The 12,912-nt window shown below is 39.3% G+C and carries 14 protein-coding genes; 7 read left to right on the top strand and 7 right to left on the bottom strand.

Translation table 11 applies throughout. The features are described 5' to 3' along the window. Position 1: 1 nt before the first annotated feature. Positions 2 to 2,203: an ATP-binding protein gene (locus JWG40_RS18530; RefSeq protein ID WP_205287239.1), complete on the bottom strand. Its 2,202-nt coding sequence runs from the start codon at positions 2,201 to 2,203 to the stop codon at positions 2 to 4. 23 nt (positions 2,204 to 2,226) lie between these two features. Continuing rightward, positions 2,227 to 2,931: an LIC10920 family plasminogen-binding lipoprotein gene (locus JWG40_RS18525; protein ID WP_205287238.1), complete on the bottom strand. Its 705-nt coding sequence runs from the start codon at positions 2,929 to 2,931 to the stop codon at positions 2,227 to 2,229. Positions 2,932 to 3,019: 88 nt separating this feature from the next. Here JWG40_RS18525 and JWG40_RS18520 point away from each other — a divergent pair, with 88 nt between their 5' ends. Genes JWG40_RS18520 through JWG40_RS18505 form a run of 4 tightly spaced genes read left to right on the top strand, consistent with a single transcriptional unit; the run spans position 3,020 to position 7,950 of the window. Beyond that, positions 3,020 to 4,828, top strand: coding sequence for a chloride channel protein (locus JWG40_RS18520; RefSeq protein ID WP_232369489.1), 1,809 nt, complete (start codon positions 3,020 to 3,022; stop codon positions 4,826 to 4,828). A 17-nt stretch (positions 4,829 to 4,845) separates the two neighbouring features. Beyond that, the gene (locus tag JWG40_RS18515; RefSeq protein ID WP_232369488.1) at positions 4,846 to 5,415 is read left to right on the top strand and encodes an ATP-dependent zinc protease family protein; all 570 of its coding nucleotides are present in this window, start codon (positions 4,846 to 4,848) and stop codon (positions 5,413 to 5,415) included. Between the two features lies 1 nt (position 5,416). Next, positions 5,417 to 7,003 carry a 7TM domain-containing protein gene (locus tag JWG40_RS18510; RefSeq protein WP_205287236.1) on the top strand — a complete coding sequence of 529 codons (1,587 nt, stop codon included), beginning with the start codon at positions 5,417 to 5,419 and terminating at the stop codon, positions 7,001 to 7,003. Continuing rightward, a complete protein-coding gene (locus tag JWG40_RS18505) occupies positions 7,000 to 7,950 on the top strand; it encodes an alpha-L-glutamate ligase-like protein (RefSeq protein ID WP_205287235.1) in 951 nt (316 codons plus the stop codon). Before JWG40_RS18510 ends, JWG40_RS18505 begins: the two co-directional genes overlap by 4 nt. Before the next feature lie 19 nt (positions 7,951 to 7,969). Here JWG40_RS18505 and JWG40_RS18500 read toward each other — a convergent pair whose 3' ends face one another. Further along, the gene (locus JWG40_RS18500; protein ID WP_205287234.1) at positions 7,970 to 8,482 is read right to left on the bottom strand and encodes a DUF6580 family putative transport protein; all 513 of its coding nucleotides are present in this window, start codon (positions 8,480 to 8,482) and stop codon (positions 7,970 to 7,972) included. Positions 8,483 to 8,565: 83 nt separating this feature from the next. On the opposite strand from JWG40_RS18500, the gene mazG reads away from it, so the two are divergent. Genes mazG through JWG40_RS18485 form a run of 3 tightly spaced genes read left to right on the top strand, consistent with a single transcriptional unit; the run spans position 8,566 to position 10,289 of the window. Beyond that, on the top strand, positions 8,566 to 9,411 hold the full coding sequence (gene mazG / locus JWG40_RS18495) for a nucleoside triphosphate pyrophosphohydrolase (RefSeq protein ID WP_205287233.1): 846 nt from the start codon (positions 8,566 to 8,568) through the stop codon (positions 9,409 to 9,411). An 11-nt stretch (positions 9,412 to 9,422) separates the two neighbouring features. Continuing rightward, positions 9,423 to 9,815: an LIC_13241 domain-containing protein gene (locus JWG40_RS18490; RefSeq protein ID WP_205287232.1), complete on the top strand. Its 393-nt coding sequence runs from the start codon at positions 9,423 to 9,425 to the stop codon at positions 9,813 to 9,815. Between the two features lie 15 nt (positions 9,816 to 9,830). After that, complete coding sequence (locus tag JWG40_RS18485; RefSeq protein WP_205287231.1) at positions 9,831 to 10,289, top strand: hypothetical protein; 459 nt, start codon at positions 9,831 to 9,833, stop codon at positions 10,287 to 10,289. 73 nt (positions 10,290 to 10,362) lie between these two features. Here JWG40_RS18485 and lpxD read toward each other — a convergent pair whose 3' ends face one another. From lpxD to JWG40_RS18465, 4 genes are all read right to left on the bottom strand, one after another. Continuing rightward, positions 10,363 to 11,421 carry a UDP-3-O-(3-hydroxymyristoyl)glucosamine N-acyltransferase gene (lpxD, locus tag JWG40_RS18480; RefSeq protein ID WP_205287230.1) on the bottom strand — a complete coding sequence of 353 codons (1,059 nt, stop codon included), beginning with the start codon at positions 11,419 to 11,421 and terminating at the stop codon, positions 10,363 to 10,365. Between the two features lie 95 nt (positions 11,422 to 11,516). Then, positions 11,517 to 11,951: a DoxX family protein gene (locus JWG40_RS18475; protein ID WP_205287229.1), complete on the bottom strand. Its 435-nt coding sequence runs from the start codon at positions 11,949 to 11,951 to the stop codon at positions 11,517 to 11,519. A gap of 78 nt (positions 11,952 to 12,029) precedes the next feature. Continuing rightward, the gene (locus JWG40_RS18470; RefSeq protein WP_205287228.1) at positions 12,030 to 12,671 is read right to left on the bottom strand and encodes a RibD family protein; all 642 of its coding nucleotides are present in this window, start codon (positions 12,669 to 12,671) and stop codon (positions 12,030 to 12,032) included. Continuing rightward, positions 12,668 to 12,865, bottom strand: a complete 198-nt coding sequence (locus JWG40_RS18465) for a (2Fe-2S)-binding protein (RefSeq protein WP_265370187.1) — start codon at positions 12,863 to 12,865, stop codon at positions 12,668 to 12,670. The genes JWG40_RS18470 and JWG40_RS18465 overlap by 4 nt, the downstream gene beginning before the upstream one ends. Positions 12,866 to 12,912: the final 47 nt, after the last annotated feature.

Genomic DNA, 12,912 nt, shown 5'->3' with positions numbered 1-12,912 from the left:
ATCATTCTTCGACGAATGGTTCATTGGGGTCAATGAATTCGATGATTGGTAACTGAATGGAGAAACAAGTTCTTCCAGGTTCAGATTCTATATAGATATTCCCTTTGTGTTTTTCAATGATTGATTTTGTAATGCCAAGTCCCATCCCTGTTCCTTCACCGTGATTCTTAGTTGTGAAAAAAGGATCAAAGATTTTTTTCTGAATCTCTAATGGAATTCCAGGGCCATTGTCTATTACTTTGATCTCAACTAAATTTCCATGTTTTTCTGTAGTGATCATAAGATTCCCTTTTTGGTTCATGGCTTCCAGTCCATTCATAATCAAATTTGTCCATACTCGAATTAAATCTTCCGGCCAACCAAGAATCGTTGCGTCCGTTAAAAATGTTTTTTTTAAAGAAACTTTTCCTCGCATTCTATATTGATAAATTGTCAATACTGTTTCTATATTATCAAGTAAAGTGAAGATCCTCCTCTCTTCTGCTTTTGTCACACGAGAAAAGTTTTTGAGAGCTAATATGATTTTTGAAGATCGGTCTACTGCTATTTGAATGATAGATAAATGGAGTTTGAAATTTTTTTCTTCAAAAATTAGATTGGAAAGTTTTTCCTGTCCTGATTTTAGTAGGGCTATTTCTTCATCGTATAACTTGGTAATTCCCACATCTAAGAATCTTTCCAACATTCCGTCATCCAAATCTAAATCATTGTCTTTGCAGGTTTGTTTGAGATCTGCTTTTTTATCCTTTCGTTCGGTGTAACTTGCGACAAGCCCAAAATCAGATTGATAGGTAAACATTTGTTTGATGGTTTTGATTTCTTTCGGGGCGAGTGAGGAATAGATATTTTCTTTGTTCCCTAAGTTTTTGATCTCATTGTTTTTTGATTCAATTAAAGTTTCTATCGACGCTTTAATTGCACTGAGCGGGTTGTTGATTTCATGAGCAACACCAGCCACTAGTTTGCCTAATTCAGACATTTTTTCTGAAAATACAAGTTGGCTTTCTGTATGACTGATTTGTAGTAAGGCTCTTTCTAGTTTCTCTTTTTGGGTTTGTAGTTCTTTGGTTCGTTCTAATACCATAGTTTCCAACTCCGCATTTTCTTTGGTTACAGTTTGTTCTTTTCTGATGCGAGTTTGAATTTGAAATTTAGAGATGGCAATCGTGAAGATTGTCATTTGAAGTGCTGCCCCAATTTCATTGGCAGAAGACAAAAAAGGAAATGATGGTAAATGTCCCAAGTTAGTGAGGATGAGTAGGGTTGTGCTGATTTGTCTGACTAAAAATGCATAAAACAAAACATTTGCATTTTCTCTTTTGTTTATCATGCAATAAATGGCATAACCGAAATTTGCTGTAGACAACATTAGATTATTTGCATAGATAAATCGAAAGTATAACTGTAGATCAATAAAGACAATAAAAATGGAAGTTAACAAAGAATATGCATAAAAAATCAAATACCTATCTGCGTTGGGGTATTTCTGTTTTGTTTGAAGGAATTCTCTTAAAAAAAGAATTAGTCCAAATGGACTTAATGAAATAAGGCCAGGTACGTATCTATAAAACCACTCACAATCACTAAAGCCATATTCATAAAATAAACCAGATCTTAAAACGTTTGTAAATAGAATCGATACTGTGGCAAAAGTCAGAAGCAGATAAATTTTTTCTCTTAAGATTATGTATTGAGTTGCAGATAGCAGGCAAACTAAGATACAAAGCCCAAAGTAGAAACCTTGCCAGAGGGAAATGGATTTTGTGTACTGTAATAAACTGAATTCATCACGAATTCGAAAATTAATTCTATGTGTATCATCGGATTGGATCCGAAATCGGTAAGTTCCCTTTTCTTTAGCAGGAAAAACAAATCCTCCGGAAAAAGCAACTTCCGGAAGTTTTTTCCTAACCAACCCTGTTTGGATCTTTGCGACAATTTTTCCGTTTTGTATTAACTCATAATCTAACTCAGAAATCATCCCGTTTTCAAATTGAAAGTATCTTGAAGGGCTTTCTTCTAAATTGATTTGGTAATAGTGGCTATCTTTTGTGAATCCGAAATAGAAGAGAGAATTATAGTCTTTGGGGCTAAGATCTGTTAGTTTAGTGTTTGGATTTGTTCCTAAATGCCAAAGTCCCACTCCACCTTCTGCCCAAAGCGAAAGTGGGAGTAAAAGAAAGCAAAAAAGGAACCGATACAATCTTTAAGATCGTTAGCTGGATTTTATTGTGGAACGATATTTGGTGCGTTGCATTTTAATGTTCCGCGGATGATCACAGACTTTGCATCTGTTGTTGTGTTTTGCACAAGGCAAGTTTTATTATCTGAAGTAAAACATTGTGTTGTGGAAGTTCCCGATGTACAATTCACACTATCTAATGTATTACATGAGTTTAAAATGTTGGTGGAGGAAGTAGAAGAACTATACGTTCCGTTCAGCGTAATTTCTAAGTTAAAGAAAGAGATTTGTTGTGCGCTTTGGAGTGATGTATCTATATTGATCCCTTGGTTGAACCATTCTACAGTACCTTGTGTTCCTTGGACCGTTTTACCAAATGCTCCGCCCGCAAGGACAAAACCTTGTTGTGGATCGATTTTTCCTTGGATCTGTGTGCTATCATAAGTAAAACGTAGGTTAAGAGTTTCTTTGGTTTTGAAGATCAACTGGGAAATAACCGTGAAACGTGTGTTATTGGTCGTGGAAGTTGACCCTGTGGTTCCTGTGGTGGTTCCCGTTCCTGTGGTGCTTGTGGTAGCCGGAGTGGCTTGCCCACAACTAGTGGTGATATCGCTATCGACTTCTCCCAAGAAGTAGAGAGCGGGTTCTCCTTCGGCAAGCATAGACAATTCCGCTTTGTTTTCGTTCTTAAGACCACAAGCGGTAAAAACTGAGGAAAATACCAAGAGGATTACGATAGATCGAACCATACCATCCAATCGTCACAGGAATTCATTCTTGGGTCAAGAGGATTCAGAATTTCCTTGGGAAATTTAGACGAATTTACAATCTTGACCTATGGGGTCAAATTTCGGTCTAAAGGGCGTGTTTTCTATCCAGGGACCGCGATCGATTTATGTCTATTCTCTATTCATTGGTTTGCTTTCCGGTTTTGGCGCCTATGGATTCAACTGGATCCTGACTTGGACAGAATCCTTCACCTTTGGGAACCTTATGGGTTATGATCCAGGCATTCCTTCGGGGGACTTACACTTCCATTCCGTTGGAACCGTCGGCCCCATTTCTCCACTTTGGATCGTTTTTTTACCTGCCATCGGCGGACTCCTAGTCGGAATCATCACCAGTTTCTTTTGTTTGGAAGCACAAGGTGGTGGAACAGATTCACTGATTTATGCATTCCATTTTAATGAAGGAAAAATTCAGGCCAAAGTTCCTTTTTATAAAGCACTTGCCACCATACTTACGTTAGGTTCCGGTGGGTCAGGGGGAAAGGAAGGCCCCACCGCGCAGATTGGAGCAGGGTTTGGCTCGAGTTTGGCAGGGTTCTTGGGTGCAGGAGCACGAGCGCGAAGGACATTGATGTTAGCAGGAACTGCCGGAGGACTCGGTGCCATTTTTCGTGCTCCGCTCGGTGGAGCCATCACTGCGGTTGAAATGGTCTACCAAGAAGATATCGAAAGTGATTCTCTTGTACCTTGTATTCTTTCTTCGGTAACTGCTTATCTTACTTACACAAGTATTGCGGGAAGTGGTTCTATATTTTCTGTACAAGAATATAGTTTGAATGACTATCGACATATTCCCTTGTACATTCTACTTGGGCTTCTCTGTTATCTGGTAGGTTACTTTTTCGTAAAAATATACCATCTTGTTCAAGATTTGTTTTCCAAACTTCCCTTACCAAACTACTTAAAACCAGCATTTGGTGGACTTATTGTAGGTTGTATTGCTTTATTATTTCCTGAAGTTTTGGGTTCTGGATTTGGACTGATCCAAAGGATGATCAATGGCGAAGTTTTAGAATCTACAAGTTTTGGATTTTCTGGACCTTTTTTTCTATTGGCCGTGGCTTTATTTAAAGTCTTTTCTACTTCACTTACTGTTGGTTCGGGAAGTTCTGGGGGTTTACTCGGGCCATCATTCGCCATCGGTGGAATGTTAGGTGCCTTTGTGGGATCTATGGCGCAAGTGTTGTTTCCCGAACTAAATATAATCATCTTTCCCTTTCTTTTGGTTGGAATGGGGTCTTTTTTTGCGGGAGTAGCAAAAGCTCCCATCGCAGGAATGATTATGGTTTGTGATATGATTGGAAGTTATGAATTGTTACCTCCACTCATGATTGTATCTGTAGTCGCTGTCGTATTGTCTCATAAAACCTCCATCTATCGAAACCAAATCAAAAACAGATTTTTGTCTCCCTCCCACCACTGGGATATGAACCAAGACATCATGGATCGGATTCGTATCACCGACCATTTTTCTGAATTTCGTAAGTATGCTATGGTCTCCGAAAATCTCTCCCTTACGGAGTTACAATCCAATGCTCCAGGGATTCAAGCCAGTGATTTCATTTTACTTGGAGCAGGGGATGAGTATAAGGGAATTGTATCACTTCGAAAAAATAGAATCCTTCCAGAATTTGAAGCAGACTTAAAAAACCTCATTACCTGCGGAGAAATTGTACAAGATGTTCCCTCTGTTTGCACAAAAGATACTTTAGGAAAGGCCCTTCGCATTCTTTTAGAATATGATGTCGACAAACTTGCGATTGTTGAAGATGGTAAATGTTTAGGATATTTGAGATACATTGATTTATTCAATGCATACCAAAATGAAGTGAAAAATAAGCAGCGTAAGTCAGTATGAGATTTTCTAGTCATTTTATGAAATTTCCATCACTCCATCCACGAATTATTTTTCGCCAATTCTCATACTTATTTGTAATTGTTTCTATTCTTGTATTGATGAATTGTTTTGGCTCCAAACAAATCATCGAGAAAAAACCAGATTCGCATATCAAACCCATTGTCATTCCTCCTCAATATTTAAAGCCTATAGTTGGTCGAGTGGAGTGGGTTGAATTTCCTAATTGGAAACTGAAACTTCGTGCTCGAGTAGATACGGGAGCTAAATCCTGTTCCATCCATGCGATCAATATTGAAAGGGTCACTGAAAACGGGGAAGTGTTTGTTTTGTTTGATACCTTCGTGGACGAAAAACCAGTTCGTTTAAAAAGTAAATTTGTCAAAGAAGCTAAGGTGACTAGTACTTCCGGTGTTTCTGAGAATAGAATCATTATTAGTGAATTGATGAAGATGGGAAAGTATAAGGAAGAAGTGATTATTAATTTAAATGATAGAACCAACTTAACTTATCCCATACTCATTGGTCGAAACTTTCTTATGGGTAAGTTTCTTGTCGATGTTTCATTATCACATGCCTTAGGGGATTAGTTTGGATCGTAAAACTTTAATTACTGTATCTATCCTTATCATTTTGCCAATTGTATCAATTCTTTATAAACTTAATGTTGCTGAATTGTCCTTGTTGCCTGTGGAAGTGGATGATACTGTTAACTTACAAGTAGTAATCCTCCCAAAAGAAAATGTAGCTGTTTCTGAAGTCACCTTTCCTATTCCGAAACAATTCATCCAATCAAGAGTCCTTAAATCCAATACCAAAATGGAGGATTTAGATTTTCGTTTGCAGAAAAAACAATATGGTCATTTGGGAATTTGGGAAGGAGAGGATTGGAATTCTTCTATTGGATACTATGCAAAAATAAAAATCCTGCCATATACACATACCAACCCAGAACCAGAAATCATTCCTGAAAATAGAAAACAGCCAACCAAAGAACCATACTACCTTTCTTTAAAAAACTTTTCCCCAGAAGAAATACGTTTAGCAAAAAAGTTATTCGAACAAATCCATCCGTATGACAAAGACAATGTTGCTTCTGCCAAACAAATATACTATTTTATCTCTGAAGAAGTATTAAATACAACCAAAGAGATCACCCTCGCAGATACGATCCGTTTGAATAATGGAAGTGCTTATACACAAGCCATGTTATTTTCTCTTCTCTGTCGTATGAAAGGAATTCAAGCAAGGACAGTCGCTGGCTTTGATTTGTCCAAACAAAACACAAAGGATAATAAAGCGAAACTCAGTTTTTGGAATGAAATTCGAATTCACGGGAAGTGGTATTTTGTGTCCACGTACAAAAATATTTTTGCCCAAAGTGCCAGCGGGTATTTACCGCTTTGGAAGTCTGTGGAGGAGAGGCGTTCTCTTGGAGAAGAGCCAGCTACTTTTCGTTATACGGCGTATATCACAAAATCCAATGTAAATCGTTATAATTTTAAAGAGTATAGCGAAGAAGTGGCTTCTAGTAATAGTTTTTTAAGGTATTATTCTTTATATAGCCTTCCGACACCATTACAAAATTTATTCCGTTTAGTAATCCTGATTCCTATCGGTGCCTTGGTTTTGTCGGTGGCCAGGAATATGATTGGGATTCCTACCTTTGGAATTTTTACCCCGATTTTACTTGCCATGTTTTTTTATGAGACGAATCTCCTTTTCGGGATTAGTTTTTTTCTTTTAATGATAGGGCTTGGTTTTTTTGAAAGGTATGCCTTGGATAAATACTATCTACTCGCAGTTCCTAGGCTTTCTATTCTGCTCACCATCACGGTAATTACCTTAATTTTATTTTCTGTTTTAAATGAAGAGATTTCTTTTTTCAATCAGATGAGTGTGACTTTGTTTCCTATAGTCATTACTACGATCTTTATTGAGCGATTTTCGATTATGATCATTGAAGAAGGTGTGATGCATTCTTTGGTGACTTTGACAGGAACATTGCTGATCGCCCTTATCAGTTATATGATTTTCTTTTTTGGTTCTTTACAAATCCTCTTTTTTACACATCCTGAATTGTTATTTGTTGTAATCGCCATTCAAATCCTTCTTGGCCAATACAAAGGTTACCGTGTATCTGAACTATTTCGGTTTAAGGAAATATTTAAGTCGTGATTTCCCTTTTCAAAAAATTTGAAGGGGAGGGTGTCCTTGGAATCAACCGTAGGATTGGTGAATATATTTTACCTTATAATCCCAGAGAATACTATCCGTTAGTTGATGATAAATGGAAAACAGCAGAACTTGCAAGACAGTTCCATGTGCCGATGCCCTATCACTATGGAGTTGTGGATACTTTCGGTGGGATTCGCAATATACGGGAACTCATCCAAGGGAGACCGGGCTTTGTTGTCAAACCAGCTAACGGTGGTATGGGGAACGGAATCCTTGTGATAACACGCGAATCCGAAGTCGCCAATGGTTCTGTCAATTACCATAAGGTAGATGACAAAATCCTATCGGAAAAAGAACTCCATCATCATATCTCAGGAATTCTATCAGGACTTTATTCCTTAGATGGCAACTCTGATTCTTGTATTTTACAAGAACGATTGGAATGCCATTCTTTCTTTCGGGAAATTTCTTTTCGTGGGATTCCCGACATTCGAGTGATTGTATTTTTAGGTTATCCAGTGATGGCCATGTTGCGATTGCCTACAAAGGAATCAGGAGGAAGGGCGAACCTCCACCAAGGAGCACTCGGTGTGGGTGTTGACCTCCGCCGAGGAGAACTCACCCATGCAGTATGTAATGATAAAATCATTCATCTCCATCCAGACACAAAACAGACATTAAGCGGAAGAATTATACCTCATTGGCCAACAATTTTGGAGATGGCCTCTCGGTGTTACGATATGTCTGGACTAGGGTATTTGGGTGTGGATATTGTACTCGATGAATCGAGAGGTCCATTACTACTCGAAATGAATGCAAGGCCAGGACTTGGAATTCAAATTGCGAATCGGATGGGTTTACGAGATCGGTTGCAGTTAGTGGAAAGGATTAAGGATTCGGCAGATGGTCCAAGCGACCGAGTCCACCGAATGTTTCAAGAGTTGTAAAAAGAAAAACTTAAGTACTTTAAGCGTTTTGTTTTGCCGTAACAAATACGGTTCTGTTCAGAAGAGCCATGGATCCAAAAAGGATTCCCGAATACACTAAATCACCCGCAATTGAGTTTTGGAAAAAAGGGATGGCAAGTGTAAAACAAGTCACTAGGCCCGACAGATCCAAAGTATACATTCCACTCGTCGCCCAAACCGCAAGGTTTGTGAGAACAAAGAAAACTACCGATCCGGCCACTGTAAATCCAAAGGATTTGGTAAGCGAAGATCCGATTTGTTTTCCAAAAAGGACTGCAAGAATCATAAATCCGTAAACCACAGGCATTAGGTCATGAAACCCAATGAAAAAATCGGAAACAAACATCGCCAAGATCGGAACTAAAAGAGCAAGTCGTCTGTCTGTCAAATAAGCACCCGAAAACAAAGAAACAGCCAAAATAGGCGTAAAATTCGGTGGGTGTGGTAGGATACGGCTGATGACAGTAGCGATCACCATGAGGATGGCAACGGAGACACGGGATTGGAACATAGGGATAGACTCGTAAAGGGGGGGGCCTTTCGCAAGATAAAATTTCCGTTTGCTTCCCGCAAGGTTCGGGAAAAATACAATCAGTGAACCCTCCTAATTTTGATTCTCCCTTGGAAAACTTACTCGCACTCACGGCGGATTTACGTAGCCCCGAAGGTTGCCCTTGGGATAAAGAACAGACCCATCTTTCCGTCATCCCCCATTTACTAGAAGAAACCTATGAGGTGGTGGATACCATCGAACGAGGTGACGACAACCACTTAAAAGAAGAACTCGGGGACTTACTTTTCCAAATTACTTTTCATAGCCAACTAGCCAAAGAACGCGGAGCTTTTGCGTTCCAAGATGTGGCAAACGATGTATTCCAAAAATTAGTCTTTCGTCATCCTCATGTCTACGGAAACAAATCAGGAATTGATTCCGGTGAACAGGTCCTTACCCAATGGGATCAGTTGAAACAAAAGGAAAAAGAATCCAAAGGCAGTAACGACTCTGATAAAAGCATTTTGGCAGGAATTCCGAGAGCACTCCCCGCCATCCAACGTTCCGAAAAAATTCAAAGTAAAGTCACCAAACAAGGATTTGATTGGCCCACTGTTTCTGGAGTTTTTGAAAAGTTTCAGGAAGAAATTAAGGAACTGGAGGTGGAATTAAAATCCCAAGGTTCACTCAATTCCAAAAAATTGCCTTATAATGAGAGAGTCGAAGATGAGTTAGGTGATCTGTTCTTTTTGTTAGTGAATTTGTCACGCAAACTCTCTGTCGATCCAGAAACCTGCCTCCGCCGGGCCAATGAAAAGTTTGAAACCCGGTTTCGTATGGTAGAAGACTTGGTTTTGCAAACAGGAAAACCTTTTAAGGATCATTCCTTAGAGGAACTCGATTTGTTTTGGGACCAAGCGAAATTGCAATTGAGAGAGAAACATTGAACGAGAGTCGTATGAATTCCATTGGTCTAAATGATTTACCAATTCTAAAAGAATTTTCGATCATCGCCTATAAGTGGTTGTCTGGAAATTATCCGAAGTTTGATGACCAACTAAATATGGATGCAAATGTTGAACTTTCCTTTCCCATTCGCTGGAAAACTAAAATGGAAGGTGAGGTCTTTGAATGGGTGGTCTCTGACATGGGCTCCATTACACTGAGATTAGGTGGACTGGAAGGGAACCGGCGTAACCCATCCCCCATTTTTTATTTGAGCCTTTTGAAAACAGAAGGAGTGGAGTTCCTATGGGCCGATCCCGAAGGGAATCCTGTGTCTTTCCCTGATCCTTCCATTTTAGAAGAAGTCAAATCAAGAGTGCAATTGTATTTGGATTCGGTAACGTAAAATAGAATTGAATTTATGGTAACTTTAGTTATGTTTAAAAACCAAATTAAACAAGCGGTGATCACATTCTTGCTTGCAATATCGCCATTCATTCCATTTGAAATTTTCGCTTCGATTGGCGACAAAAAATGTGATACGTTTCATACAGGTGTTTTCTCATATAACGCGCAATTTGGTGAATTGATTATAGTGAGAACTAAATTGGAAGAAGTGAGTTATCGTGTATATCCTGATAAATTCATCAGGTCATCCGTTAAATGGATTTCTCCTTGCGTTGCCGAATATAAAGTATTGGAAGTTAAAGACGACTTATTTAATGCAGATTTTGTAAAAGAGCTGTATAGTTCGAGAAGTTACTTACACATTACAGAAATTTTCTATGATGGTTATTCATACAAACTAACTGATAATAAAATTCCGGAAGTGTATTATGGTAAAGCGCAAGTCTACAAGAAGTCTCTTGGGGCAAGATGAAAATCTATTAGGAGTTTGAAGTTCACAGCCTACTTAAGTAAGCTGTGATTGAAACGAGGATTCTCAAGCCGATTTAAGATTCTTTAGTTTCGATTCCCACTTTCTTTTCAATGTTTTCGATGCGCTTCAGCCATTTGTTTAAGTTCACAATGTTTTTGATATTCACACGATACTTTTGAAATTCAGGGAAAGTAAGACCTAAATCCCATCCTACATAAACATCTTTTGTTTTCGGAGAAGTGCGTAGGCTTGATCCACCAGCAATGATGGTACCATCAACAAGTGTTAAGTGGTCACTGATCGCACAAGCGCCACCGATAATTACATGGTTTCCAAGGGTGACACTTCCAGCAAGACCGGACTGACCTGCAATGATTACATGGTCTCCCACCTTACAGTTGTGAGCAATGTGAACCATATTATCAAATTTACATCCGTTCCCGATGGTTGTATCGGTAAGAGCGCCACGATCAATTGTACAATTACTTCCTACTTCCACATCATCACCGATCACAACGCGACCCACTTGTGGAATTTTGTTGTGTTTTCCATCTGCGAAGACAAATCCAAACCCGTCGCCACCGAAACTAGAATTTCCAAATACAATGAAACGTTTGCCAACAATAGTATCATCAAAGAACACGCAGTTTTTTCCAATTCTGGAACCATCACCAATTTGGACTCGGTCACCGATTTTCACTCCGTCTTCAATGATACAATCATTTCCAATCACAGAATTTTTGCCGATAGATACAAAATGCCCAAGATCCGTATTGGATCCAATCTTTGCCGAAGGATCAATCGCAACTTGTGCACTATGTTTTCCTGTAGGTTGTTTTTCTGGAAAGAAGAGACGAATGATTTTTGCGGTCGTTAGCTCTACTTTGGGAACAATGATTAAGGCTTTTTCTGTGAGTGAGTCTACAACATCTGAGGATACAATGAGTACAGGAGCTTTGGAAGTTTTTGCTTCGTTCACAAATGTTTTAGAAGCTACAAAGGAAATATCATTTGCAGTTGCGAGTGATAATGAGGTGAGTCCAGTAAAAGAAACAGAAACGATACTATCTGTATTTAAAAATTTTGCTTCTGGTAGTAGTGACTGGAGAGTAGAAAGGTTGATTGTGTGCATCTCCGATTCCTTATCGATGGTTTAAGACAAGGAATCAGAGAGGTCAAAGTTTGGCTAACACTATTAGATAGTCTTAGTCAAGATTTTATAGATGATTATCCTTCGATTTTATGTGCGATGATATCATCAAGGGAAAACGAACCAGCACCTTTAATGATCAGAGGGATTGCCAAACCAAAAGTTAAAAGTTGAAATTCAAATCCACCTTTATCAGCGAAAAATCCATTGGGTAAGTGAACGAGAACTGCTGCCACAAGCATAGTTGAGAAAATTCCAAACGCAGCCACTCTTGTGAAAAGTCCAAGGATGAGACCCAGCGCACCAAAGAATTCAGCGATGATGGCAAGAAGAGCAAAGATGTAAGGAATGCCCAATTGACCAGTAAAGAAACCCATAGTTCCTTCGAATCCGTATCCACCGAAAGTACCTAGAACTTTTTGAGCTCCGTGGGGAAGGATCACAACTCCGAGTGTGACACGGAGGATAGTGAGTGTAATGTCTTTGTTTGTTGCGAGTAGTTTGTAAAACATAGAACCTCTTATTGCTGAATAGTTTAATATCAAACTATTTGATGCTGATGGATCTCGTCAATCCTATTTTTAAAAAAATTAGCCTTTTTCATAAACAAGGAAAATTTCGTTTCCTTTGGCAAAATGGTCTTTTAGGGTCCAACTGTTTTTGTCAAAACCTGGAAGTTCGGAATTACGGTCGGCAATACCGGCAAGTCCTGTTTTTCCGATGATATAAGGAACCACAGTGACATAGATTCGATCCACAAGGTCGGCTTCCAAAAAGGAGAAATTGAGTTTGGGCCCCCCTTCCAAAAGGACGTTTTTGTATCCTTTTCGTTTCAGAATCCCTGTGACTTTTTTGGGATCGATGTCATCAGAATCCAAAGCAAAAATTTCGGCTTTGTTCTCGAGGCTTGTTTTGATTTCTTTTAAATTCGATTTGGTACAAATGATGAGAGGGATATGGTCGGATTCTTCAAAGACATGTTTGTCTGGGGGAAGGGTTCCTTTGCGAACCAAAATGACAGGTCTTGGGTTGAGAGCATTGGGGATCGCTCGAATTTTGACGATAGGATTGTCGTTTAATATAGAGTTTTTCCCTACAAGGATCGCATCCGATTGCGAACGATAGACATCCATTTGGGTTTTGTCCTCGCTAGAAGTAAGGCCATACCAACGACCATCCGGTCGAACGACCTTCCCGTCCAAGGTCATAGCCATATTGATCGATAATTTCATGAAATTTTCCTCCGTGAGAGATTCTGCAATTCGCGCTGGAGGATGTGGTACACCTGCATCGAACAGGTGCCGCAGCCGGTAGAGGCCCTTGTGGTTTCTCTGATTTGTTCCATTGTCACGGCGCCTGCATGGATGGCACGGACTAATTCATCTTCAGTCACCATTCGACATAAACAGACCCGTTTGGGTCTCATGAGGGAATTTAAATCGAAAGGATCCATACCTGAACTATTCATTTGAC

It is taken from the genome of Leptospira abararensis (assembly GCF_016918735.1).
Taxonomy (GTDB): Bacteria; Spirochaetota; Leptospiria; order Leptospirales; family Leptospiraceae; genus Leptospira_A; species Leptospira_A abararensis.
This window is presented reverse-complemented; position numbering and strand designations above follow the sequence as displayed.